The sequence below is a fragment of the Lysinibacillus sp. GW821-FHT14F06 genome (assembly GCF_058803665.1).
Window position 1 is genome coordinate 1 of sequence record NZ_JBXAPF010000016.1, and the last position, 25023, is coordinate 25023.

Sequence of the window (25023 nt, forward strand, 5' to 3'; positions counted from 1 at the left end):
CGAGCGGTTTGGGTTAGAAGGTGATCAATTTAATGTGTAACCCGAGCAGTTTGGGTTGGAAGGCGATCAATTTAATGGGTAACCCGAGCGGTTTGGGTTGGAAGCCGATCAATTTAATGTGTAACCCGAGCAGTTTGGATTGGAAGGCGATCAATTTAATGTGTAACCCGAGCGGTTTGGGTTGGAAGGCGATCAATTAATGAGTCGACCTGAGCAGTTTGTTCTATAAGGTGATCAATTAATGGGCTGACCAGAGCAGTTTGTGATGCAAGCTGATCAATTTATTGTCTGACCTGAGCAATTTGTGTGCAAGGTGATCAAAAAAGAGACAGACCTGATCAATTAAAGCTACAAGTGGATCAAAAAAGTAGCAAACTTGATCACTTTAGGGTGAAATCCAATCAATTCGCCCCTGAGCCAATCATTTTATTTGCAGGCTCAAATCATTTCTAAATCGAAGTCGTTTTGAACAACTCTATCCCAATAAAAAAACGATGCACAGCGTTACTAGCTATGTGCATCGTTTGATAATTAGCCTTTTAAGAAATCAGGTTTTGCGAAGCTTGGGTTTGGATAGTTATAGAAGCCTTCGCCTGTTGCGCGGCCGAGTTTGCCTTTGTCGATATACTCTGTTTTTAACAGGTTCGCGAGTTTTTTCATATTTTCATCGCCTGACGCTGCTGCTTTCGCTTCCACAATGTTATAAGCAGTGTTAATACCAACAATGTCTAGGATAGCAAATGGACCGAGTGGAGCACCTGTACCAATCATCCACGTTTTATCGATTGTTTCTGGGTCTGCTACCTCTTTGACTAACAGCGATTCAGCTGCATCTAAAAATGGTACGAGTAATGAATTTAAAATATAGCCTGGCTGCTCTTTATATAATGGTAGTGGCACCATACCGATTGCACGCGCAAACTCTACTACTTCATCGAATATCTTCATATCTGTACCTGGGTGTTTCATAACTTCAGCCGTGTTATTTTTCCAGATTGTGTTTGCGAAATGAAGTGCTAAAAACTTTTCTGGGCGGCCAGTTGCTTCAGCAAATTGGCTTGGCAATAATGTAGAAGAGTTTGTAGCGAAAATAGTTTTCGCAGGGGCTACTTTGCCAAGAGTAGTGTAAAAATCAATTTTAATTTTGACCACTTCAGGGATTGCTTCGATGACAAGATCAGCATTTGCAACAGCTTCCGCAAGATCACTTTTAAATGTTAGGCGAGCGTATGCCGCATCTACTTCTTCCTGGGAGGCTCCTAAATCTTGCTGATAAAATGGTTTTAATTTTGTGATACGATCTTGTGCATTTTTCAAAGCTTCATCATTAATATCGTAAACCGTTACATTAAACCCTTTGAAAGCTGTTTGATAGGCAATCTGACTACCTAAAACTCCGCTACCTGCAACTGTAATATTTTGATAATTCATCATGAATTCCTCCTCTGATATTATTACATTAATATAATAGTTTGGATATGTACTGCCTCTCTTGTTACAACTCCATACTACTTCTTCCGATATGAAAAAATCAAATGAAAGACTCAGTTATTATAATGATATAAAGAATTTGCCTTTTAACTTGAAAATCTCTTTTTCAAGTATGTGTTTTCAACATAAAAAAATGTCACAAAAAAAGTGACATTTTATGGGCTTTCAATGGCTGCTAGTGCTTTATCCATTTGGCGTTCATTATATTTAATTGTATTGCTATTGTTTGATTCGATTCCACTCAAAACATTATTAGAATTTTGATAAAATCCATAGACAAAATCATTAATAGGTGTTTCTTCATCCCCATAGTGTCTATTAATAACATATGCCTTAAAAATATTGCTTAATAAATAGGTCTCATCTTTAATATCCGCTAAATATTTTTTGTTTTTATACTCAGCTATAATGTCATTCTCAAATTCTTTAATTTCAGCCTTTGTCGAAGGATATTTTTTAGCATAGGCTACAATAGTATCGAATTTTTCGGTAGGTGTATTGTTAAGTGCAGCAATCTCTTTCACTTTATCTTGCCAAGTTACATCTCCTAACGTTTCAATCTTTGCTACAGGTTTTTCATCTTGCTTCTCTTTTCTAGTAGTTCCAAGTTCTCCTACTGCAATAAAAGACAAAATAAAAATGACAATTGAGATGCCTGTAAATTTCAACATTTTTACAGCTTTGATTTTATCTAGCTTTATGAAATTGAAAATGGCAAGAAGCAGAAAAATCGCAGCTATTAAACCACTTAGTAGAAATATTCCTGTTAATATATTGATCAAGTAATAAACTTCCTTTCATTTAATAGATGTAGTCATTCCAATATGCAGTTAATGATACAATTATAATAGCAAAATAATCCTATATTTGAAATTATAATCTAGATACATTACATATATAGACAAGCCAAAAATTACTATAATAAACTATCTTTTTACATTCACGCCATTCTAAAATATAGGACTATTTTAGAATTTTGAATTATTTACATTATTTTATAGATTTACTAACTACTGTTTTAGTACACTGACTCTATGAATGGAGAGGAGAAAGTGGAATGAAAAAAACAATATTAGCTGGGGCTCTTAGTATTGCATGCTTTACAGGAGGTTTTGGCTTACAGGTACATGCGCAAGATAATAGTGATGTTAGTAGCATTATTCATCCTAAACAAGTAGTAGCCGCAACTAACCAACTGCAATCCATGTCCTATCAAGATGTTTACAAGCTGTTTTTGCTTTCGAAGGTGGGTTTAGGCGATGAGCTAACTTTAGTATCAACACCAAATAGTATTACGGTGAAGATTTCGTTAGCAGCTATCATGCAATCCTATACAGATGGAACAAACTTATATCCAGAAGGAGAACAGGCATTTAAGACAGAGATCGAAGGATTTAAAAAATTATTTGGTGACACTATACAAATGCGAATTACTCAATCTGGTAATAGCTTCAAAGCGGAAGTGTTTGCAGCTGGGAAATGGGAAGCATTGGACACACAAGGCTTAAATAATATGATGATGGTATTTAGTCGTGCAGATGTTGAATTAAAACCAGGTGGCTATTTCACAGATACAATCGGACATTGGGCTGAGAGTTATATCCAATTACTTTATCAAGCAGATATTATTAAAGGGACTTCTGCTACAACCTTTAATCCAAATGGACAGGTAACACGTGGACAATTAGCATCAATGATTTTCAATGCCGCAGGATTTGATGTTAATGAGGATTATGAGAGTCCAGCTACATATAGTGATTTGAATGGCTTCTGGGGTGCAAAGGAAGTTGCGATTTTAGAGGAGTATGGCTTAATTGATATTTTTGATGGAACTAAATTTGAGCCAAATAAACCTGTTACACGTGAGGAAATGGCCTATGTAACAGCTAGCTACCTAGAAGCAATAGAATTTGATTTAACCAAAGTGAGCAAGAATAACACCTTCACAGATAAGAATCAAATGCGTAAGGAAGCTGTGGAAGCAATCGGTATTTTACAGCAATTACACATAATCGATGGGTCAAATGGTAAATTTAATCCAAAGGGCAATCTTACACGTGCACAGTTCTCAAAAATTTTATCGCTGACATTATTGCTAGCAGGTGAAGAAGAATAGTTTTGAATAAAAAGAAGCAATCCACATTTTATCAGTGGATTGCTTTTTATTCAACTAAAGTATGAAATACATAGCTTAATAAATAACCTAGACCAACATAGATGATCAAGGACTTTAGTGTGACAGAACGAATATGATGCAAAATAAATTCAGATATACTAGTAGTGGCAATTAAGCCAATGGAAATCCCCATTAATACCCCCTGTGCCTTTTCAGATAAATCCCAGTATTGACCAATCCATATGGAAATACTAAAGAAAATAGAGAATACGATGAAATAAAGAAAAAGTCTCCATAGTCGCTCTCCCTGGGATAAAAGAGCTGTTGAAAGTGCAAAGCCTTCTGGTAGGTGATGAAGAATAATAGATGCTGTAATTGAAATACTTAATGCCGCATTTCCTAGTAAATTTCCCAGAGTAAGACTAATGGGAATGGTGTGAATAATCATAGCAATTGCTAGCAGGGTGACTGAAGGGTTTTGAGAGTGGGAAGTATGAAAGATAGTATCTAATATTTGGAAAATAAAATAACCAATAAAAATGCCCAGGATTAAACCAAATGTTTGATATAGGTGAAATGAAGAAGGAACGATATCAAGTGCTAGTAAGCCAACTAGAAATCCACCACATAATAATGATAAGCCTTGGGATGTATGCTGAAAAAGCTTCGAGAACACCCAAGCAATCGCTCCTCCTATGCTAATACTGAAAAAAAGAAAACCACCAAGCACCATTGCACTCAACTGCAAAATTCTCCACCTCATCCCAAACTTTAAGCGTATTACAAAATATATGCTAAGTAGAAATGAATATGATAATCATAGGTTTAAAAGGAAAAGATACCAATTTACAATAATTGAATACTACAACTTGTTCTTAGATGAAAATGTATTGAGTACATACCATGAGGGCAGGAATCCTATCGAGGTGTAAAAGATTTACAAGTGAAAAATGTAAAAGGTCTCGAATTAAAAAAGAAAGATGAGATTTTAGTAAGCATTACATCTATGGCTTTATTTGGCTTAAATTTGCATTTCTATAAAGGGGCAGGATTCGAGGGAGAGTATTACACTTTAGCTACTGCTGAAGAAGCAAGTAAGGCTTATCAATTTTTCAATGATTGTGAGGATGAATGCATAAAGGTGATTCTTAAACCATAAAAATGTTGGAAAGGTAATTGAGCTTTCTATTGTATAAAAAGTATATCCTCAGTGAAATAGCACTGAGGATATTTGCATTAAAAGTGAATACCTGGTTTATCTATTAATTTACAGCCTGTGCCATATTTTGCTTTTAAGGCACCCTTAAACGCAGTTTGTTCAAGCTCAGGAAATGCTTGCTGCCATAGTTCAAAGACATTATGACTAGCTGCAGTCCCTTCCTTAGTTAGGCGAACAATATGGAAGCCATACTCATCATTGCATCGAGTTAATGGGCGATTTTCACGTACAGAAATAATTCGACCACTCTGTGTTATTTCATATAGGCCATCATATCCAGAAATCGTACGACTGACTTCATCGCAATCAGCTTTATTTTCATCAATTGTTTCTTCCTTTTCTTCTTGTTGTGCTGGGAGCTGCTCCACAATAATAAAATCCTTTTGGGAAGCTTTGTCACTCATTGTCGCCATCACGTTCATAATAGAGCCTACATAGTGCATAGGTTTTTCTTTCTCTTCCTCAAAAACGAATATATTGTAATCGGTTTTATTAATTTTTTTTATAATAATATTTCCTGTTGTAATAGTAAAACCGATAAATTTGTTTTTATTTAGTGCTTGTAGTGCTTGCTGCTTCGTTAATATCATCATTATATCTCCTAAAAAATCATTTTTTCTATTCTACCATAAATTTAATGTCAATGTTTTCATAATTCGACAGTGAGACGATAGAGCTTCTATGAAAAAAACTGCATCAGAACAGAAATGTTAGCTACCCTCTTAATTTTAATAATGGTAATATTAAGTAATGTTTGATTATATAGGTTCATCAGCTACATATGATGAACAAAAAATATTTATTATATTTTGTAGGGAGTGTTAGAAGTTTGATAAATGTATTAGGAGGCATTGGTTTATTTTTACTTGGGATGACCATGCTTACTAACGGTTTAAAGGAGCTTGCTGGGGATGCTCTAAAAAAATGGTTGAATCGATTTACAGGTGGAACAATTAGTTCAGTTCTTTCAGGTACATTGATGACAATGATTGTGCAATCCTCTACTGCAACAACTCTGATTACAATTGGTTTTGTAAGTGCTGGGCTGCTCACCTTTATACAGTCAATTGGTGTTATTATTGGAGCAAATATAGGTAGCACAAGCACAGGATGGATTATTTCACTTATTGGCTTCAAAATTAATATGCAGACAATGTCCTTACCTTTTATTGCACTTGGTGTCTTTGTGCAATTATTAGCTCCACGTGATTTTAAAGCGATAGGCGGACTTTTGACAGGCTTTGGCTTACTATTTTTAGGCATTGATGTATTACAGGGAGGAATGGCATCCGTTCAGGATAAAATTCCATTTGATTCATTTCAGGCGGATTCTATAGGTGGTCAGCTTATTTTAATTGTACTTGGTCTAGTCATGACAGTGATTATGCAGGCATCAAGTGCAGCAATTGCAGCCACTTTAACCGCTTTATATGCAGGAGCTATTGATTTTGAACAGGCAGCCTATTTAGTAATTGGTCAAAATATAGGAACTACTGCAACAGCCCTTTTTGCTGCGATTGGGGCGTCGACTGCTGCAAAACGTACAGCGATGACGCATGTTCTGTTTAACGTTGCCACAGCCATTATTGTTACGATTGGTGCAACATTGATGTTTGCGTTAACGAAAAATGTGACGACATTCATTAATGGCAGCTTTGATGAAACATTAGGTATTGCTGTTTTCCACACTTTATTTAGTGTCATTGGTGCCATTATTTTCGTGCCGTTTGTCCGACCGTTTGCGAGGGCTATTGAAAAAATGATACCAGAGAAGGGGAATCATTTAACACGAAATCTCGATGATAGTGTGGCAAAAATTCCTGGGGTAGCTGTGGAGGTTTCCTTTAATACTCTACAGGACATCACGAAGGAATTAACAACAGTAATCGTATCTCTTATTCGAAGTAAAAAGATGACAACAGAAGCTGAAAGTAAATTAAATCTGATTGATGATGCTATTGAAAAAACACGCTTATTTATGGATGCTATCCAATCAACGGCCACGAAGGATCGTCATAAACATATTTCCTTGTTACATGCACTTGATCACTTGCTTCGTTTGACAAAGGCATTACGAGAGCAAAATCCAAGCGCCTTTCAGCTGCAATCCACATTAACGCAAAAATGGTTAGAGGTACTTGAGGAAGTTTTATTGATAATCGATGAAGATGAACGCTTGCCTGAGATTTCCGTTCTATTAATGGAAACGTCATCAGAAATGGCTGCTGTGCGACGCGATAAACGAAATGCCTATTTCGAGCATTCTGTTGAAAATGTCGTAGAGTTAGAGACAGCTGTAACAAAAGTGGAAGCGCTTCTATGGATTGATCGTTTAGTTTATCACTATTGGCGCACAACTGCTCGTTTAGCAGAATACCAAACAGCAACGAAAAAAAACCGCCATGCTGATACAGAAAAGAACGTTGCTGCCACAGAATAAAAAAATGCTCGACTCTTGCTTATGCAAAGAGTGCGGGCATTTTTTTATTGCAATTAAGTCAGATAGAAAAGGCGCCGAGTAGCAATTGCTTTGGGAGGGGGAGTTGCTCAGATAGCCATTAAAACTGCTCGGCTAAGTGGAAAAAGCGCTCGGATGGCTGTGAAAACTGCTCAGCTGAGTGGAAAAAGCGCTCGGGTATCTGAGAAAATAGCTCAGCTGAGTGGAAAAAACGCTCAGGGAGCCAAGAAAACTGCTCCGATAAAAGGATAATCACGCAGGTAACTCATTATAATTGCGTTAAAGTAGGTGACCACATTGATATGAAAATCTGCTAAGCTAAACTGCAAAGAAGTTATTTGAACAGGCATCATTAAAAGGAGGTTTTTAGGATTCAACATGTATTTCATATGCAGTTAAAATGGTCAGAGGGTAGAAATGGACAAGGGGAAATTGCTGCAGCTAATTTGCACACGAACATTTCTATTCCTCGGGAAATGAATGGACCAGGAATTGGTACAAATCCTGATGAAATGCTACTAGGTGCAGCAGCTACGTGTTATTTAATTACACTGGCTACTTTACTAGAAAATTCAACGATAGAGGTGTTAAATCTATCTATGCAGGCTGAGGGCTTTGTTGATGTTACCAATGGTATTTTTACCTATGAAAAAATTGTCCATAAGCCAAGTATTAAAGTAAAAAATCTCTCTGAACGTGAACTAAAAAGAATTTACCGCTTAGCCGAAAAAGCAGAACAGACGTGTATGATTAGCAAGGCATTAAAGGGGAATGTTCAAATTGAATGCCATGTACAGATTTTACAGGCTTAGAAATTCGAGACGAAAATGTTGATATTTCGATTCGAACATCAAATAATAGCAGTTTGAATATTTACGATAAAAGGGTGGGGCTATCGAGAGGTTTAACTTTCTCAACAGCCTCTCCTTTTTTATATTACCTGACCAAAAAAGTTCTAGAAATCATCTCTATGAATATATAGAGTTAAGTGCTAAAAATGCAATTGATTTTTCTAATGAATAGGCTGTTTCTAAGTTTGTTAAGAAAGGTGATTGATGTGCAATTAATTCGCATTAGAACTGATGATGAGCTTATGTGGTACAAAAATATGTGGGATGACATTTTAGCTAGGGAAGGTAATGATAATCCATTTATTGAGTTTTCCTGGTTTTATAATTGGTGGCAAACTATGGGACGAAGTGAACGTGTGGAGCTTTATGCAGTTGAAAATAATGGTCAAATTATTGCCTTTTTTCCATTTACGATTCGTCTTCGTTGGGGAATACGAATCTATGCTTTTGCAGGGGAAGAAAGCTCAAATTACTCTGGGCTTGTAGCACTAAAGAAGTCCATGCTATCTGCAACGACCTTTGTCTTTGATCAGCTTATAAAAAAGCATAAGCATCTATTATTTTCATTTCATGGGTTACTAGAAAGCAAGGCGTCTACAAAGATATTAGAGGAATATTTTGTAGAAAGGCAACTACCTCCAAATATTTTTCGAGTAGTAACTCCTTATATAGACTTTCACGATATAGACTTCCATACCCATTTTCATCAGTGTAGTAAAAAGCACGATATGAATCATCGTGAAAGAATGCTACGAAATGTAGGCTCTTTAATAAGGAAGACCCCCTCTCAGGACGAGCTTTGGGAAATGTTTAAATTATTGGAAGAACGGTGGACTAAAAGGCTAAATACGAGTGCTTATAGAAAAGGAAAGAAGCGAGATTTTCTTGAACGTCTAACACTTCTTAAAGGGGAAGCACTGCAAGTGAAGGTAGATGCACTAGTTTTTGAAAATCAATGGATTGCCTTTACCTATGGATTTTGCTGTCGAGGGCGATATGTCACGTATGCCCTTGCCTATGAGCCTATTTTTCAAATATTTGGAGCCGATCGAATAGCAAATCAGGAGAATATTAAATTTGCCTTTTCGGAAAACTACCACCTGTTTGACATGGGGATAGGCTATGAACCTTATAAATTTGACTGGCGCTCAAACATTGATTTTACAAGACAAATGCTTGTCAGCAGCGGGACGAGGCGAGCAAAGATTTTGGCAAATATGTATATATTGAAAGCACGACTAAAGGAATATGTAACACAGAATCAGCGCTTTGTTAAATGGAGGCGCAATACAGGGGAGCAATTACGTTACTTAGTAAAGTATGGAAAAGTCAAAGATTGGCTAGAATATGGGCAACTATTCGTAGAAAAGTTTATACGTTTTAGGCAAGTGAATGTATATGAATTATCCCCATCAGAGAGCGTCCCGCCACAACGGCCTGTAGGAGATTTGTTTGAGAAAATGTCCATACAAGAGGCGATGCAGCTTAATCAGGAAGAAATCATTACTCTATTTTATAAGGGATATACTGTATATAAAGATTCCTTTGCAAAAACGACTCAGCCTGCGTTTGCCTTACATACGTCCAATTTGTATGTAGACACAATGCAAATTATTGAGACCTTGCCAAAGCAGACATATTTTTTAAGCTATGATGTTTATAAAAATATCGATATAATTACAGCTTTTTTTCAAAAAATCCAACCTTCACAAACACTCTGGATAACAGCAAACTTTTGGCAATGGCGTAAGCGGAAGCGCTTGATAAAGCTGGGCTATAAACCTATTTCTCGAATGAAACATTTCAAATGTGCTCGTTTTCAGCGAACTCATGTAGAAAAAAACACAGAGAGTGGGGGCGATGTTCATTCTGTCCATTAAAAGTAAGCGATGGAATATCGCAATGCAGCATTTTTATTTTGTAGAAAAGCCAGCAAATGTTCGAAAATCAATGAAGGTAATTGGCTATACACATTCACTTGTACCGAGCCGAAAGCTTGTTAAAAGTGAGACAGTTCATATTTATCTTACAGAAAGTGCACTGTCATTGTATCTCGCACTATCAGAAAACAACCGAAAAATACTTCGTCGTGCTCAAAAAGAAGCCTATCAAGTTTTTATTTATAAGGAGCCATCTGAAGAAAATTTACGTACCTTCCAGCAGTTTTATAATAATTTTGCCAAAAGAAAAAAACTTGAATCCATTAATAAGTCTCAAATGGAAGCCATTATGCTGTTAAATAATCAGGGGGCTTTATGGTTGTCTGAGATTCGAAGCATTTGTGGACAAACTTTATGCTATAGACTTGATATTGTACATGCTAAAAAAGCAATGTCCTATTATGTTGCCACTTGTCATTCTCAAACAATACTCGATCATTTAAAACGTCCTATCCGTTATGCCAATCGCTTCTTACTTTGGCACAATTTATTACATCTAAAGGAGCAAGGATTTGTTTTATACGATATGGGCAAGCTGACGGATGACCAAAATGTTAGTGAATTTAAATTGAGCTTTGGTGGTCAGGTAGTCAATGTATATTCTGGCTACATTGCTCATTCCAAAATTAGTGCACTGTTACTGGGCGTGCAAAAATGGAGGAAGTAACAATCGAACTAAATCATGGAGGTCTCGTGATATCATTGGATTTTGAGTTGAATTGGGGTGTCCATGATACATTTAGATATGGGCGATACAATAAAAATATTAATGGTGTACGTTTGGCATTACCTAAAATTTTAGCGTTATTTGAGCAATATGGCATTCATGCGACTTGGGCTACGGTTGGATTATTATTTGCAGAGTCAAAAGCGGAAATGGCTCATTATTTACGGGGAATCCCAGTGAAATATGACAATATGCGCTATGCAGCTCATATGCAGCTTGCCAAGGTTGGAGAAAATGAAGAACAAGATCTTTTACATTTTGGTAAATCCTTAATTGAGAGAATTAAAAGTACACCTCATCAGGAGATTGGAAGCCTTACATTTTCTCATTTTTATTGTTTAGAAAAAGGTCAAACTGAAGCCGATTTTCGTTCAGATTTACATGCTACTGCAATGATTTGTGAGGAGTCTACTGGACCAATGAAATCGATTGTCTTTCCACGTAATCAGGTAAATAAAGCGTATTTTGCAGCATGTCGAGAAGTGGGCTTGATATGCTATCGTGGGAATGAAAATCATACATTATATAGCCCTCAGAATGTAGGTCAATCAATAAGGATCAAAAAATGGCTAGATAGTTATATGAATATAACAGGAAATCATTTGGTCACATTAGAGGAAATGCAAAAGGATACATTGATTAATATTCACTCAAGTGCATTTTTAAGACCATATTGCAGCCCTTTACGTTTTTTAGAGGGCTTAAAAATGAAACGTATTAAAGAGGCAATGCATGAGGCTGCGACAACAAAGACATTTTATCACTTATGGTGGCACCCGCATAATTTTGGTAAGAAATTAGGTAAAAACTTAGCCATGCTTGAAGAAATCTTACAGTATTATCAAGAGCTATCTCAAAAATATAACTTTCAAAGTTATGCCATGTATGAGGTGGCAGAGCTTTGTCATCATTTATCTAAACAGAAAAAATAGCAAACTAGAAAATGCTCTAGTTTGCGTTTTTTTTTTTTCTAATGGGAGTTTCAGCTAACAAGGATGACAATTTTAAAAAAATAAAAGGGAAAATACAGGAGTATGCCGAAAATGTAATTACTTATGATACTAAAAAATATTGAAAAGCTCGAAGTATTAGTAGGGGGATAATAGAATGACAGAAAGACAGCAAAGGCCGATTTGGATTCAAAATATTTCGCAATTAGTGACACTTGCTAGTGAAAAAAAAGGTCCACGTATACGTGAGGAGATGAAAGAGTTAGGAATTATTGAAGGAGGCAGTGTATGGATTGAAGATGGCGTTATTCATGATGTGGGAACAACACGTGAATTGATTCTGAAGTATTTACCGCGAGCAGAGGAAGCGGACATTGTAGATGCTACAGGGAAAATTGTGACGCCTGGTTTGATTGATCCACATACACATGTTGTTTTTGGCGGCAGTCGAGAGCATGAATTTGAAATGCGTTTAGAAGGTGCGAGTTATATGGATATTATGAACGCTGGCGGCGGAATACATGCTACAACTAGAAAAATACGTGCATTGTCCGAAGAGCATATTTTCAATCAAACAACGAGGCGATTGGATTTATTTTTACAGCATGGTGTAACAACACTCGAAAGTAAAAGTGGCTATGGACTTGATTTGGATAATGAGCTAAAGCAATTGCGCGTGATGCGAAAATTGCATGAAAAACATCCTATAGATATTGTGCCAACCTTTATGGGTGCTCATGCTGTGCCAGAGGAGTATCGGGATAATCCAGAGCACTATATCAAACTTGTTATCGAGGAAATGATTCCTGCTGTTGTTGAGGAAGGTTTAGCTAAATTTATCGATGTTTTTTGTGAGGTCGATGTGTTTACCCCTGATCAATCAGAGCGTATTTTATTGGCTGGTAAGGACAAGGGGCTTATTCCTAAAATCCATGCTGATGAAATTGCAGAAAACCAGGGGGCATTTGTAGCAGCAAAGGTAGGAGCAATCTCGGCTGAGCATTTATTGAAAGTATCGGATGAGGGGATTCAAGCGCTTGCAAATTCAGGTGTCATAGCATGTTTATTACCAACAACAGCCTTGTATCTTGGCGAAAAGCCAGCTCGTGCAAGAGATTTAATTGACGCAGGTGTGCCTGTAGCAATTTCTACGGATTGCAATCCCGGATCTTCTCCAACCATTTCAATGCCACTTGTAATGAATCTAGCATGCATTATGATGAAAATGACACCTGCGGAAAGCCTGTGTGCTGCGACATATAATGCTGCTTGTGCACTTCAAATTGAAGATCATGCAGGTTCCATTGAGATAGGAAAACAAGCAGATTTAGTGCTATGGGATGTACATAATCACCAAAAGTTACATTATATTTTTGGTGTCAATCACGTGAAAAAAGTTTGGAAAAATGGCGTAAAGGTGGTCGGTTAATATGTTTATTCAACCAGAATGTCAATGGAAGCAGGAAAAAGGTTCAGCTATGCATCAATGGATTAAGCAAAAGGACAATCCGCATCCAAATGACGTAGATATTATCTTATATGGAGCCTTATTATCGTATGCAAGTGAACCCTCGAAAAAAGCCCAATATCCAACGGCATTTCGAAAGGTATGGCCAAGCTTTCAATCCTATAATTTAGATGAGCAAGTCGATTTACGTTCTTTGGCAGTCGTAGATGTTGGGGATGTAGCCATTTATGCGACAGATAAGATGCTTTCTGAATCGGCTATCGAGGCAGCAGCAGAAAATTTAAGTACTGCTTATCCAAAAGGCTTTACCTGTCTTCTAGGTGGAGATCATACTATTACCGGTTGCTCGCTCAAAGGAATTAAGAATGCATTCCCACAGGAACGAATTGGCATTATTCAAATTGATACACATTTGGATGCTCGGAATCAAGAGGAAATTGGCTTAGCGATGGATTCTCCAATTCAGAAGCTGATAGCTGAAGGTATTGTAGAGGGGAGACATATCTACAATGTAGGATTACATGGCTTTTTTAATTCGCCTGAAATGATTCACTATGCAAAAGAGCAAGGAATTCATATGATTACGTTAAAGCAAATGCGTCGTGATGGCATCCAGCTAACAATCCGTGAAATGCTACGTCAGCTAATGTATCAGGTAGATCGCATTTATGTATCTGTAGATTTAGATGCGTTAGATATTACGTTCGCACCAGATGTCCCGGCAGCAACACCGGGGGGATTAACAGCGTATGAATTATTTGATATTTTAAAGCTCATTGGTGAAAATGAAGGCGTTCGCCATATTGACTTTGTTTACGCAGATCCAAAAGAAGGGGACCTACGTCCAGAAACAGTAAAGATGGGTGTAACTGCATTTTTACAATGGCTAACAGGTATTAAATTGGATCACCGTAATCGTCTAACAACAAAAACGAAAGCCTTGATTAGGTAGTGATATAATGAACTGTTTGTTGGTAATATTTACACAATGAGGTCTTAACATTTCTATAGTAGATTTTTTGCTATCTAGCTGAGGTGCAAACGCCAACATAAAGCTCCAAGAGGATGTCTCAGTTTTGATTGAGCTTGAAAAATCCAAACACAATTATACTAGGACGTAACTGATAATAGTTTGCTATAATAGAACAATGTTAATAATTAAGTGATGGATAAATACAATCATTGTATTGTTATAGAGAGGACTATTTATGATGACAACGAAACCAAAATTACTGATTGTTGATGGCATGGCGCTTTTATTCCGCTCATTCTTTGCCTCAGCTGCAATGGGGCATTATATTCGTCTTGCTGATGGTACGCCGACTAATGGTGCCCAAGGATTTGTGCGTCATGTATTAACCGCACAATCTATCATGAGACCGACCCATCTTGCTGTTTGTTGGGATATGGGTGCACATACATTTCGCAATGAATTATTTGATGGCTATAAGGCAAATCGACCTTCACCACCAGATGAAATGCTACCGCAATTCGATATGGCGAAAAATTTATCCCAGCAAATAGGCTGGCAAAATTTCGGTGTTAAGGGGATGGAGGCTGACGATTTAATTGGCTCAATGATTACGAAATGGCAGGATGAGGCTGATATTACCGTAATTAGTGGAGATAAGGATTTACTGCAGCTTTTAAGACCATCAACAGAAATTGCTTTTACGAAAAAAGGCTATACAGAGTATGATGTATATACAGATACGCGCTTTAAAGAGGAGTATGGCATTGAGCCAATTCAATTTGCACAGGTTAAGGCCTTTATGGGGGATACGAGTGATGGCTACCCAGGAGTTAAAGGCATTGGACCAAAGCAGGCACTTACACTTATTCAAACATATGGATCCATTGCAAATGTACTGACATCATTAGATGAATTAAAGCCAGGTCAACGGACGAAAATCCAAGAAAATGTAGACATGCTAAAGCTATCACACGAGCTTGCAACTATTCAAACGAATATTCCAATTGATGCAGAACTCTCTCATCTCATGGTACCGAACTATGAGCCGCAATTGTTTAAAGAAATTGAGGAACGTGGTTTTACATTAATAGCCAAGCAGGCACGTTCATTGTATACACTAATTTAATAATGGTTATGAAGCGCAGAGTATAGAATTATGCTCTGCTTTTTTAATGAAAATTTTTGTAACCTTTTACGAATCTCAAACGAATTATAAATGAATAAGTAAAGGAGGGGAAAGGTTGATTGATTCGAATAACTTGGAATCAAGAATCGTTGAAATTTACAATTTGTATTATTTAGACGTGTACAGATTTCTTGTTTGTTTTTCGGGAAATCAAAATGATGCGGAGGATTTAACGCAAGAAGTATTTATTCGGGTGTTAAAAAGCTTAACAAATTTTAATGGTAAGTATAATTTAAAGACATGGATTTTTTCAATCGCAAAACATGTTGCAGTTGATCATTATAGGAAAAAACGGTTTGTCTCTTTATTTAAAGATGGTTTTTTTAATCAATTGTCCTCAAATGAAAAGAAGCCAGATGAGGTATTTGAAGTAACGGAATTAAAACAATGTATACATGAGGCCATTGCAAAATTAAAACCTAATTACAGAGCGGTAATGATTCTTCGAGGAATTTCTGAATGCTCTATTAAAGAAACCTCCGAGATTCTACAATGTAGTGAAGCTAAAGTGAAAGTTGATTATCACAGAGCTTCAAAAGAGTTGAAAAGAAAACTGAATATTGACATAGAGGGAGGTTTGACAAATGCAAAATGATAAAGAGATATTTGATATGTTAAAAGATATGTACCCTCAGCATCCAAGCCAAAAATTTGTTACTTCGACTGAAAACACACTTAGACAACAAGCACGAAGTATGAGTAAAAAAAGAATAATAACAAGGTTCTCTGTTATGACAAGTGGTTTTTTAGTTTGTGCATTTATTTTTTCGTGGTTAATTTTATATAGCGAAAATAGCGAGGTTTCAGTAGAAATCAATGATTATGGAGCAACATCGTCTAATGCAATAGACGAAAAAGAGCCTGTAGTATATATTTATCATTCACATAATACAGAATCATTTATTCCAGAACTTCAAACAAAAAAATCTAATCAGATGTTTAGTCATACTAAAAATGTAACATTGGTTGGAAAAGAGTTAAGTAAAGCATTAAAAAAATTGCAGATAAAAGCAATTCATGACGAAACAGATATAGCTAAAATCTTAAAACGAAAAGACCTACCATTTTCAGATTCTTATAAAGTATCAAGGGAAAATTTACAGCAAGCATTAGCTGAACATAATAGTATACAGATGATTTTTGATATACATCGAGATTCTCTGAAAAGACAGGATTCAACGATTGAAATTAAAGGGGAAAATTATGCAAGAATTCAATTTATCGTATCAAAAACAAGCGAAAACTATGACGTGAACAAAAAATTTGCAACACAGCTTCATAAGCAACTGGAGGAACTATATCCAGGACTATCGATGGGTGTAGCAGAAAAAGGAGTAACTCCTCAAAATACTTATAATCAAGAGCTTCATGATAATTCTATTTTATTAAATATAGGAAGTGTAGAAAATACGCTGGAAGAGACGTATAGAACAACTGATATTTTTGCACAAGTTGTAAAAAATATTTTTGAGGAGAGGAATTAAGAGCGTGTCTAAACATAGCAGGCACGCTAGCTCAAAAAATTGGTGTGATTTTTATAAAACTCAATACTTTTTCATTATCCTTAAATGAGACTGTCCGAATTTTACTTTCACGATTAGGACCACCATTATCGTGGAAAATTAACAACAGCTCATCATTTCGTATTTCATAGCCAATAAGAGGTACCCAGTGATAAGCAAAAGCAGATTTTCTATCTCGCCAATTCAGGCTGAAATAGCGGTCAAAGCGTATGGCAACGGGACGACCTGCATCAATTTCCTGTAGTGCCTCCTTTAATGAACAATTACGGATATCCCATGCAGGACGGAGACGACGAAGATTACGAATGAGGCGCCATTTAAATAATCCAATTTTTGTACCACCAAGGAGTTTATAAAGGTCATTTATTGAAGGAGCTGACGCATCTATATAATTTAAAATTACATGGACAGTCGTAGGTCCACAGGCAGAATTTCGATAGTTTGGCGAAATGGATGCATCGTATTGTGATTTTCCATGTAAGGATAGTTGTTGGCGCATCATATTCTCCTTTGTAAACAAGAGCCACATTTCAAAAGAAATGCAGCTCTTGTAATATTTTGTGTCTGTTACTTGCGGCTTTTACTTTCCAGACAATTATCCAATTTTTAGTCCAGCTAATTATTGCTGTGAAGATAAGAAATCTGTTACTTGTGGCTGACGCTTCGCTTTCGCCACAGATCAGTAGCTCTTCTATGTCAATTATACAATGTTTTAGCCAGCTAATTATTGCTGTGTAGATAAGAAATCTGTTACTTGCTGAGGTGTTTTTGCATTAGCACTATGTAAGTGTGCTAATTTTTCACCGTTTTGGAAAATTAGTAAGCTTGGAATACCCATAACATCATATTTGTCTGCAATTTCTGGAAGCTCATCACGGTTCAGCTCGTACCAGTCATATTGGCTGTATTCTTCAATAATTGGATCGATGAACATATTCATACGTGTGCAATCGGGGCACCAGCCAGCGTAAAATTTCACTAGTATCTTTTGGTCGCCTGAGATTAGTTCATTAAATTGTTCAGCAGTTGTAATTGTTTTCATTAGTATTTCACTCTCCTTGCTTTCCATTCTACACATTTTTTACGTATCCTGAAAGTTTTCTGTTTGGGATAATTGGTAGCTACTTGTTGTCCTATTTTTGCTCGTAAAAAACAAAAAAAGTTGTATATTGCAAAAATAAATGAAGAAAAAAGATTGCTAAATTAGACAAAATAATCTACACTAAAAACAGAAAAAGTAGTTTTATCTTTATTCAGTATCGATAGTCGCTGAACGAAGATAGACCTTTGTTGTAGGTCACAGATGTTATGCTGGATTAAGCTAGGGTATGTAATATCTGGACAAAAATACACAAAGGTAAACTTGATATTTTTTTGGCCAAAAAATGAATGGCTATTCATTCAATGGGAGAATAAGGGGGAATTGCTTGTGACTTACAATATTAAAAAAGCGGCTGTTCTAGGTTCAGGTGTTATGGGCTCTGGTATTGCTGCACATTTAGCAAACATCGGTATTCCAACACTATTATTAGACATTGCACCGAAGGAACTAACAGCAGAGGAAGAAACGAAGGGACTTTCTCTAGAGCATCCTGCTGTAAGAAATCGTATTGTGAATGGAGCCCTTCAAAAGTTAGTAAAGCAAAAGCCAGCACCACTTACTTCTAAGAAAAATTTATCACTACTAACGGTCGGCAACTTTGAGGATGATTTAGGAAAGTTAAAAGATGTAGATTGGATTATTGAAGTTGTTGTTGAAAATTTAGCGATTAAGCAAAGCCTTTATGAAAAAATTGATGCTGTCCGTACACCGGGAACAATTGTTAGTTCAAATACTTCTGGTATCAGCATTAATGCAATGGCTGAAGGGCGCTCAGAGGATTTTCAAAAGCATTTCTTGGGCACTCACTTCTTCAATCCGCCACGCTATTTAAAATTACTTGAGGTCATTCCAGCCAATACAACAGCACCTGAGGTTGTAAGCTTTATGAAAACATTTGGTGAGGATGCACTTGGAAAAGGCGTGGTGCTTGCTAAGGATACACCAAACTTTATTGCCAACCGTATTGGTACATACGGTTTACTAATCACTTTACAAGAAATGGTGAATGGGAATTATTCAGTGGGTGAGGTTGATTCTGTAACAGGTCCATTAATTGGACGTCCAAAATCTGCAACCTTTCGTACTTTAGATGTTGTTGGTTTAGATACATTTATCCACGTAGCAAAAAATGTTTATGATCAAACTACTGGTGAAGAGCAGCAAGTATTTGCAGTACCAGAATTCCTGCAGAAAATGGTGGAGAACGGCTGGCTGGGCGCAAAATCTGGTCAAGGTTTCTTCTTAAAGCAAGGGAAAGAAATACTTGAAATTGATCCAGACACATTAGCGTATAGCCCAGTGAAAAAATTAAAAACTCCTTCTATTGAAATGGCAAAACAAACTCGTGGTCTAGCTAATAAGGTAAAAGCTTTAACATATGCCAAGGATCGTACTGGAGAATTATTATGGGGTATCTTCGCTCCAACACTTATTTACTCTGCACAGCTATATGGCGGAATCGCTGATGATATCGTAGCAATTGATAATGCGATGAAATGGGGCTTCGGCTGGCAGCAAGGTCCATTTGAAATATGGGATGCGCTGGGCGTGAAAGATTCCGTAGCAAAAATGGAGGCTGAGGGTCGTGAAGTACCTGCATTTGTGAAAGAAATGTTAGCAAACGGCTTTGACACTTTCTATACAGAAATTGATGGTGACTTAGCATACTACAATGGTTCCGAGTATGTAAAAGTACCAGTAAATGAAAAGGAAATTAACTTAAAACGCTATAAGAAAAAGCATGGTGTTATTAAATCAAATACAGGTGCTAGCCTAATAGATTTAGGGGATGGTATTGCATTACTAGAATTCCATTCTCAGTCGAATGCTATTGGCTTAGATATTATCCAAATGATTAATTTTGCTGTGGATGAAGTAGAGGCAAAATATAAGGGCTTAGTCATCGGTAATCAAGGGAAAAACTTCTGTGTTGGCGCAAATCTAGGCATGATTTTAGTAGAAGCACAGGATGATAATATTTTTGAGTTAGATTTTGTGATTAAAGCGTTCCAAGATGCGATGCAGAAAATTAAATATTCTCGTAAGCCTGTTGTCGCAGCACCGTTTGCCATGACACTTGGCGGTGGAGCAGAGGTATGCTTACCAGCTGCACATATTCAGGCAACGATGGAAACCTATATGGGGTTAGTGGAAGTGGGCGTTGGCTTAATTCCAGGTGGAGGTGGCAATAAAGCACTCTATCAAAAATTCCTAAAAGGTTTACCGAATGGCGTCGAGGTAGACTATCAACATATTGCTAATAAAGTGTTTGAAACGATTGCGATGGCAAAAGTTTCAACATCTGGTGAGGAAGCACGAGAAAACAACTTCTTAAACTTTGCAGATGGTATTTCTGTTAACCCGGACCATCAATTATATGACGCAAAGCAGGCAGCATTAGCGCTTTACGAATCAGGTTATCAACCACCTGTGCTAACAAAAGTGCCTGTGGTTGGTGCATCAGGTTACGGTACATTACTCATGGGAGCACAAGGAATGTATGAGTCAGGCTTTATTAGTGAACACGATTTAAAAATTGCTAAAAAGTTAGCTTATGTTATTGCGGGCGGTAAGGTTCCATACGGCACATTAGTCGATGAGCAGTATCTCTTAAACTTAGAGCGTGAGGCATTCCTTAGCCTTGTTGCTGATCCACTTTCACAGCAAAGAATGCAGCACATGCTGTTAAAAGGGAAACCACTTCGTAACTAATGGACGAAATAGACAAATCTTGCACATGAAACAAAGGGGGATTAATACGATGCGTGAAGCCGTTATTGTAGCAGGAGCACGAACTCCAATTGGAAAAGCAAAAAAAGGTTCTTTAGCAACAGTGAGACCAGATGATTTTGGTGCTGTAGTTGTCAAAGAAACATTAAAAAGAGCTGGCTATGAAGGACCGATTGATGATTTGATTTTAGGCTGTGCAATGCCAGAAGCTGAGCAGGGGATGAATGTTGCGCGCAGTATTGGCGCACTTGCAGGATTACCAGATACAACACCAGCACTTACAATAAATAGATTCTGTTCATCAGGTTTACAAGCAATTGCTTATGCAGCAGAACGAATTATGCTGGGTCATTCTAAGGCGATACTTGCTGGTGGCGTCGAGTCTATGAGTATGGTGCCAATGGTGGGGAATACGCCACGCTTAAATCCGACTTTAGCTGAAACGGCTCCTCGATATTATATGGGAATGGGGCATACAGCAGAAGAAGTAGCACGTCAATACAATGTTAGTCGAGAAGATCAAGATGCCTTTGCTGTTCGTTCACATGCGCTTGCTGAGAAGGCGATTAAAGAAGGTAAATTCAATGATGAGATTGTTCCAATAGAGGTGGAGCAACATTTCGTGGATGCTAACAATAAACCACAAGTGAAGAAATTCACATTTAGTATGGATGAAGGTGTACGTTCAGGTACATCTTCAGAAGGTTTAGCAAAGCTACGTCCAGCTTTCCATGTAAAAGGTAGTGTGACAGCTGGTAATGCCTCTCAAACATCTGATGGAGCAGCAGCTGTACTGGTGATGGATCGGGAGGAGGCTGACAAGCAAGGACTAACGCCAATGGCAAAATTCCTAGGCTTTGCTGTTGGGGGCGTACCTCCTGAAGTAATGGGTATTGGGCCGATCGTGGCAGTGCCCAAAGCGTTAGAAATTGCAGGATTATCAATAGATGATATTGATCTATGGGAAATCAATGAAGCTTTTGCGTCACAATCATTACAGGTTGTACGTCATTTAGGCATTGATCAAGATAAAGTAAATGTGAATGGCGGAGCAATCGCATTAGGTCATCCACTAGGCGCAACAGGGGCTATTTTAACATTAAAGCTTATTCATGAATTGAAGCGTCAAGGTAAGAAATATGGAGTTGTCACAATGTGTATTGGTGGCGGCATGGGTGCTGCGGGCGTATTTGAAATTCTGTAGTAATTGCTAGATAAGCTTGAGGTGTACTGTTTACGGTTGCCTCCGAACATGTATATTTCAAGCTTTTCTATATAGGAACATTAGGGGATTAAACAATCGAAAATGGATATATTGGGAGGAATTAATCATGACAGAAAAAACAACGGATTTCATTAAAGGCGGCGGGTTTCTTGTTGAGGATGTGGAATTAGATCGTGTGTTTACACCTGAAGATTTCACAGATGAGCATAAAATGATTGCAAAAACGACAGAAGAATATGTAACAAATGAAGTACTACCAGTCGTTGAAAACTTAGAGCATCATGAATTTGAGCATTCAGTTCGCCTTCTGAAAAGTGCTGGGGAGCTAGGTTTACTAGGTGCAGATGTACCTGAAGAATATGAGGGCTTAGGATTAGACAAAGTATCTTCTGCCTTAATCGCAGAAAAAATGTCAGTTGCGGGTGGTTTCTCAATTACGCATGGTGCACATGTGGGTATTGGTTCATTACCAATTGTATTGTTTGGTAATGAAGAGCAAAAGCAAAAATACTTACCAAAGCTAGCTTCAGGTGAATTAATTGCTGCCTACGCATTAACAGAGCCAGGTTCTGGTTCTGACGCATTAGGGGCAAAAACGACTGCAAAACTAAATGATGCAGGCACTCATTATATTCTAAATGGTGAAAAGCAATGGATTACAAATGCAGGCTTTGCAGACGTATTTGTTGTGTACGCTAAAATCGATGGCGATAAATTCTCTGCATTTATCGTAGAACGTGCATTTAACGGCGTTTCAGTGGGGCCTGAAGAGAAGAAAATGGGGATTAAATCTTCATCCACTCGTACGTTAGTGTTAGAAGATGCAGAAGTACCAGCAGAAAATCTATTAGGTGAAGTCGGCCGCGGACACGTGATTGCCTTTAATATTTTAAATATTGGTCGTTATAAACTAGGTGTTGGTACAATTGGCGGATCTAAACGCGCATTAGAGCTGGCAATTCAATATACAAACCAACGTCAGCAATTTAAAACAAAGCTATCTGATTTCAATCTTACAAAAGAGAAATTATCAACAATGGCTTCTCAATTGTATGCTTCTGAATCATTAAATTATCGGACTGTTGGTCTATTTGAGGATCGTTTAAGTCAATTAAGCCCTGAAGAGCAAAAGCAAGGAAAAGTAATTGCAGGTGCTATCGCTGAATATGCAATTGAATGCTCCATTGCGAAAGTATTTGGATCAGAAACATTAGACTATATTGCTGATGAAGCAGTACAACTTCATGGCGGTTATGGCTTTATGGCTGAATATGAAGTAGAACGAATTTACCGTGATTCTCGTATTAATCGAATTTTTGAAGGTACAAACGAAATTAACCGCATGATCGTACCAGGTACATTTATGAAGAAGGCATTAAAGGGTGAGCTTCCACTATTACAAGTGGCTCAAAACCTACAGCAGGAGCTGCTTATGCTAATGCCTGAAGATATTGGTACAGAGCCACTAGCACAAGAAAAATATCTAGTGAAAAATGCAAAGAAAATCGCAGTATTAGCTGCAGGCTTAGCAGCACAACGCTTTGGTCCAAAGCTTGATCAAGAGCAAGAGGTTTTGGTGAATATTGCGAATATCGCTAACCAATTATTTGCGATGGAGTCAGCTGTCTTACGTACTGAGAAAGCAATTGCGCGTGATGGTGCTGAAAAAGCACAGCAAAAATTACTGTATACACAAATCTTCTGTCAGGAAGCATTTGCAGAAATTGAAAAAGAGGCAAAAGATACAATTCTTGCTTCAGCGGACGGAGATGCAGCGCGCATGACATTATCTGCACTACGTAAGCTAACACGCAACAATCCTTACAACTTAATCGCGAAGAAACGTGAAGCATCAGTTAAGTTGATTGACGCAGAGAAATATGTAGTGTAATCAATAAAACAGCCTAGCTATCTGTAATCGGATAGCTGGGCTGTTTGTGGTTGAGACGGATAGAATTCAGAGAGTAACGGATAGCAAAAGTGACGGATAGAATTAAGAAAGAGATGGATAGACTGTAGTGGAGGCTGGATTTTAGGGAGAGAACAGCTAAAACTGTTTCATTTTGGTTTGTAAGGTTATGATGGTATACTACAGAAAATGAGGAAGACGCAGAAAATTCAGTGTCCTAAAAAGAAAGTAGAGGAGCCTTTCAATGACGATTCAATTTATCCAATATCCAAAATGTACAACTTGTAAGAAAGCGCAAAAATGGCTTAACGACAATGATATAGCGTATGAAGAGGTACACATTGTAGAACAACCACCTACGAAGGACGAATTAACAAAATTATGGCAAGAAAGCGGAATACCACTGAAAAAGTTCTTTAATACGTCTGGCATGAAGTATCGAGAGCTTGGTTTGAAGGACAAACTTGTTGATATGACTGAGGAGGAACAGCTCGAGCTACTTGCTTCTGATGGTATGTTAATCAAACGTCCAATCGTTACTGATGGAAAAAAAGTAACTTTAGGGTTTAAAGAATCTGATTTTGAGCAAGCTTGGAAATAGCCGTAATTATCCTTGTTTTTATAGGGGAAGTATGGCAAACTGAAAGTGAATATATTACATATTTATGGAGGGGTTTTTTGCATGAGCACACCTAAAGACTTACGATACTCTGAAGAACATGAATGGGTAAAAGTAGAAGATGGAAAAGTACGTATCGGTATTACACACTTCGCACAATCTGAATTAGGAGATATCGTTTTCGTTGAGCTTCCACAAGTTGGCGATGAAATCAAAACAGACGATCCATTTGGTAGCGTAGAATCAGTGAAAACTGTTTCTGAATTATATGCACCAATCTCAGGTAAAGTAGTTGAAGTAAATGCAGATTTAGAAGATAGCCCAGAATTCGTTAATGAATCACCATATGAAAAAGCTTGGATGATCGTTGTTGAGCCTGCTGATGCAGCAGAAGTTGAAAAGCTTATGACAGCAGAGCAATACGAAGAAATGATCGCTGAATAAGACAAGCCATAATAGAAAAACGTCGGGCATTCACCGACGTTTTTTATTATCTTCAAGGCTGGTAAGATAGTCGCTTTTTAATGGGTGTCTAA

At 37.4% G+C, this 25023-nt stretch carries 23 protein-coding genes; 17 read left to right on the plus strand and 6 right to left on the minus strand.

The window, feature by feature from the left end; all coding sequences use genetic code 11:
* Positions 1–531: 531 nt before the first annotated feature.
* Positions 532–1431, minus strand: coding sequence for a 3-hydroxyacyl-CoA dehydrogenase (locus AC1RNS_RS14780; protein WP_492993694.1), 900 nt, complete (start codon positions 1429–1431; stop codon positions 532–534).
* A gap of 215 nt (positions 1432–1646) precedes the next feature.
* Entirely contained in the window at positions 1647–2273 is a 627-nt protein-coding gene (locus AC1RNS_RS14785) for a hypothetical protein (protein WP_492993695.1), read from the minus strand.
* A gap of 275 nt (positions 2274–2548) precedes the next feature.
* Between AC1RNS_RS14785 and AC1RNS_RS14790 the strand changes: the two genes are divergently transcribed.
* Positions 2549–3607 (plus strand): S-layer homology domain-containing protein, encoded by a 1059-nt coding sequence (locus AC1RNS_RS14790; protein ID WP_492993697.1) that lies wholly within the window; start codon positions 2549–2551, stop codon positions 3605–3607.
* A 46-nt stretch (positions 3608–3653) separates the two neighbouring features.
* On the opposite strand, the gene AC1RNS_RS14795 is transcribed toward AC1RNS_RS14790, so the two are convergent.
* Positions 3654–4355: a ZIP family metal transporter gene (locus AC1RNS_RS14795; protein ID WP_492993698.1), complete on the minus strand. Its 702-nt coding sequence runs from the start codon at positions 4353–4355 to the stop codon at positions 3654–3656.
* Between the two features lie 195 nt (positions 4356–4550).
* Between AC1RNS_RS14795 and AC1RNS_RS14800 the strand changes: the two genes are divergently transcribed.
* Positions 4551–4766: a hypothetical protein gene (locus AC1RNS_RS14800; protein WP_492993700.1), complete on the plus strand. Its 216-nt coding sequence runs from the start codon at positions 4551–4553 to the stop codon at positions 4764–4766.
* Positions 4767–4843: 77 nt separating this feature from the next.
* On the opposite strand, the gene AC1RNS_RS14805 is transcribed toward AC1RNS_RS14800, so the two are convergent.
* On the minus strand, positions 4844–5416 hold the full coding sequence (locus AC1RNS_RS14805) for an NUMOD4 domain-containing protein (RefSeq protein WP_492993701.1): 573 nt from the start codon (positions 5414–5416) through the stop codon (positions 4844–4846).
* 239 nt (positions 5417–5655) lie between these two features.
* Between AC1RNS_RS14805 and AC1RNS_RS14810 the strand changes: the two genes are divergently transcribed.
* The 10 genes from AC1RNS_RS14810 to spoIIP all read left to right on the plus strand — a co-directional run bounded on the left by AC1RNS_RS14810 (position 5656) and on the right by spoIIP (position 16863).
* Positions 5656–7266, plus strand: coding sequence for a Na/Pi cotransporter family protein (locus AC1RNS_RS14810; protein ID WP_492993702.1), 1611 nt, complete (start codon positions 5656–5658; stop codon positions 7264–7266).
* Positions 7267–7673: 407 nt separating this feature from the next.
* Positions 7674–8096: an SACOL1771 family peroxiredoxin gene (locus tag AC1RNS_RS14815; protein ID WP_492993704.1), complete on the plus strand. Its 423-nt coding sequence runs from the start codon at positions 7674–7676 to the stop codon at positions 8094–8096.
* Between the two features lie 245 nt (positions 8097–8341).
* A complete protein-coding gene (locus AC1RNS_RS14820; RefSeq protein WP_492993705.1) occupies positions 8342–10015 on the plus strand; it encodes a GNAT family N-acetyltransferase in 1674 nt (557 codons plus the stop codon).
* Positions 9996–10742: a GNAT family N-acetyltransferase gene (locus AC1RNS_RS14825; RefSeq protein WP_492993706.1), complete on the plus strand. Its 747-nt coding sequence runs from the start codon at positions 9996–9998 to the stop codon at positions 10740–10742. Before AC1RNS_RS14820 ends, AC1RNS_RS14825 begins: the two co-directional genes overlap by 20 nt.
* A complete protein-coding gene (locus tag AC1RNS_RS14830) occupies positions 10730–11734 on the plus strand; it encodes a polysaccharide deacetylase family protein (RefSeq protein WP_492993708.1) in 1005 nt (334 codons plus the stop codon). The genes AC1RNS_RS14825 and AC1RNS_RS14830 overlap by 13 nt, the downstream gene beginning before the upstream one ends.
* A 175-nt stretch (positions 11735–11909) precedes the next feature.
* Positions 11910–13181 carry an imidazolonepropionase gene (hutI, locus tag AC1RNS_RS14835; protein WP_492993709.1) on the plus strand — a complete coding sequence of 424 codons (1272 nt, stop codon included), beginning with the start codon at positions 11910–11912 and terminating at the stop codon, positions 13179–13181.
* Position 13182: 1 nt separating this feature from the next.
* On the plus strand, positions 13183–14172 hold the full coding sequence (locus tag AC1RNS_RS14840) for an agmatinase family protein (RefSeq protein WP_492993710.1): 990 nt from the start codon (positions 13183–13185) through the stop codon (positions 14170–14172).
* Positions 14173–14431: 259 nt separating this feature from the next.
* Entirely contained in the window at positions 14432–15319 is an 888-nt protein-coding gene (locus tag AC1RNS_RS14845) for a 5'-3' exonuclease (protein WP_492993837.1), read from the plus strand.
* 115 nt (positions 15320–15434) lie between these two features.
* The gene (locus AC1RNS_RS14850) at positions 15435–15974 is read left to right on the plus strand and encodes an RNA polymerase sigma factor (protein WP_492993712.1); all 540 of its coding nucleotides are present in this window, start codon (positions 15435–15437) and stop codon (positions 15972–15974) included.
* The gene (spoIIP, locus tag AC1RNS_RS14855; protein WP_492993714.1) at positions 15964–16863 is read left to right on the plus strand and encodes a stage II sporulation protein P; all 900 of its coding nucleotides are present in this window, start codon (positions 15964–15966) and stop codon (positions 16861–16863) included. Before AC1RNS_RS14850 ends, spoIIP begins: the two co-directional genes overlap by 11 nt.
* A gap of 31 nt (positions 16864–16894) precedes the next feature.
* Here spoIIP and AC1RNS_RS14860 read toward each other — a convergent pair whose 3' ends face one another.
* Positions 16895–17401 (minus strand): C39 family peptidase, encoded by a 507-nt coding sequence (locus tag AC1RNS_RS14860; RefSeq protein ID WP_492993715.1) that lies wholly within the window; start codon positions 17399–17401, stop codon positions 16895–16897.
* A gap of 225 nt (positions 17402–17626) precedes the next feature.
* Complete coding sequence (locus tag AC1RNS_RS14865) at positions 17627–17944, minus strand: thioredoxin family protein (protein ID WP_492993717.1); 318 nt, start codon at positions 17942–17944, stop codon at positions 17627–17629.
* A gap of 387 nt (positions 17945–18331) precedes the next feature.
* Between AC1RNS_RS14865 and AC1RNS_RS14870 the strand changes: the two genes are divergently transcribed.
* The 5 genes from AC1RNS_RS14870 (at position 18332) to gcvH (ending at position 24931) form a co-directional block, all read left to right on the plus strand.
* Positions 18332–20716 carry a 3-hydroxyacyl-CoA dehydrogenase/enoyl-CoA hydratase family protein gene (locus tag AC1RNS_RS14870; RefSeq protein WP_492993719.1) on the plus strand — a complete coding sequence of 795 codons (2385 nt, stop codon included), beginning with the start codon at positions 18332–18334 and terminating at the stop codon, positions 20714–20716.
* 49 nt (positions 20717–20765) lie between these two features.
* A complete protein-coding gene (locus AC1RNS_RS14875) occupies positions 20766–21938 on the plus strand; it encodes an acetyl-CoA C-acetyltransferase (RefSeq protein ID WP_492993721.1) in 1173 nt (390 codons plus the stop codon).
* A gap of 127 nt (positions 21939–22065) precedes the next feature.
* Positions 22066–23850 carry an acyl-CoA dehydrogenase FadE gene (locus AC1RNS_RS14880; RefSeq protein ID WP_492993723.1) on the plus strand — a complete coding sequence of 595 codons (1785 nt, stop codon included), beginning with the start codon at positions 22066–22068 and terminating at the stop codon, positions 23848–23850.
* Between the two features lie 262 nt (positions 23851–24112).
* On the plus strand, positions 24113–24469 hold the full coding sequence (locus AC1RNS_RS14885) for an arsenate reductase family protein (protein WP_492993724.1): 357 nt from the start codon (positions 24113–24115) through the stop codon (positions 24467–24469).
* 81 nt (positions 24470–24550) lie between these two features.
* On the plus strand, positions 24551–24931 hold the full coding sequence (gene gcvH, locus AC1RNS_RS14890) for a glycine cleavage system protein GcvH (protein WP_492993726.1): 381 nt from the start codon (positions 24551–24553) through the stop codon (positions 24929–24931).
* Positions 24932–25023 lie beyond the last annotated feature (92 nt).

What these genes read in the sequence shown, in the direction of transcription:
- AC1RNS_RS14875 (WP_492993721.1), top strand. Translation starts at nt 20,766, where the DNA reads ATGCGTGAAGCCGTTATTGTAGCAGGAGCACGAACTCCAATTGGAAAA.
- AC1RNS_RS14805 (WP_492993701.1), bottom strand. Translation starts at nt 5,416, where the DNA reads ATGATATTAACGAAGCAGCAAGCACTACAAGCACTAAATAAAAACAAA.
- AC1RNS_RS14860 (WP_492993715.1), bottom strand. Translation starts at nt 17,401, where the DNA reads ATGCGCCAACAACTATCCTTACATGGAAAATCACAATACGATGCATCC.
- AC1RNS_RS14780 (WP_492993694.1), bottom strand. Translation starts at nt 1,431, where the DNA reads ATGAATTATCAAAATATTACAGTTGCAGGTAGCGGAGTTTTAGGTAGT.
- hutI (WP_492993709.1), top strand. Translation starts at nt 11,910, where the DNA reads ATGACAGAAAGACAGCAAAGGCCGATTTGGATTCAAAATATTTCGCAA.
- AC1RNS_RS14845 (WP_492993837.1), top strand. Translation starts at nt 14,432, where the DNA reads ATGACAACGAAACCAAAATTACTGATTGTTGATGGCATGGCGCTTTTA.
- AC1RNS_RS14815 (WP_492993704.1), top strand. Translation starts at nt 7,674, where the DNA reads ATGCAGTTAAAATGGTCAGAGGGTAGAAATGGACAAGGGGAAATTGCT.
- AC1RNS_RS14885 (WP_492993724.1), top strand. Translation starts at nt 24,113, where the DNA reads ATGACGATTCAATTTATCCAATATCCAAAATGTACAACTTGTAAGAAA.
- AC1RNS_RS14830 (WP_492993708.1), top strand. Translation starts at nt 10,730, where the DNA reads ATGGAGGAAGTAACAATCGAACTAAATCATGGAGGTCTCGTGATATCA.
- AC1RNS_RS14840 (WP_492993710.1), top strand. Translation starts at nt 13,183, where the DNA reads ATGTTTATTCAACCAGAATGTCAATGGAAGCAGGAAAAAGGTTCAGCT.
- AC1RNS_RS14880 (WP_492993723.1), top strand. Translation starts at nt 22,066, where the DNA reads ATGACAGAAAAAACAACGGATTTCATTAAAGGCGGCGGGTTTCTTGTT.
- AC1RNS_RS14865 (WP_492993717.1), bottom strand. Translation starts at nt 17,944, where the DNA reads ATGAAAACAATTACAACTGCTGAACAATTTAATGAACTAATCTCAGGC.
- spoIIP (WP_492993714.1), top strand. Translation starts at nt 15,964, where the DNA reads ATGCAAAATGATAAAGAGATATTTGATATGTTAAAAGATATGTACCCT.
- AC1RNS_RS14790 (WP_492993697.1), top strand. Translation starts at nt 2,549, where the DNA reads ATGAAAAAAACAATATTAGCTGGGGCTCTTAGTATTGCATGCTTTACA.
- AC1RNS_RS14825 (WP_492993706.1), top strand. Translation starts at nt 9,996, where the DNA reads ATGTTCATTCTGTCCATTAAAAGTAAGCGATGGAATATCGCAATGCAG.
- gcvH (WP_492993726.1), top strand. Translation starts at nt 24,551, where the DNA reads ATGAGCACACCTAAAGACTTACGATACTCTGAAGAACATGAATGGGTA.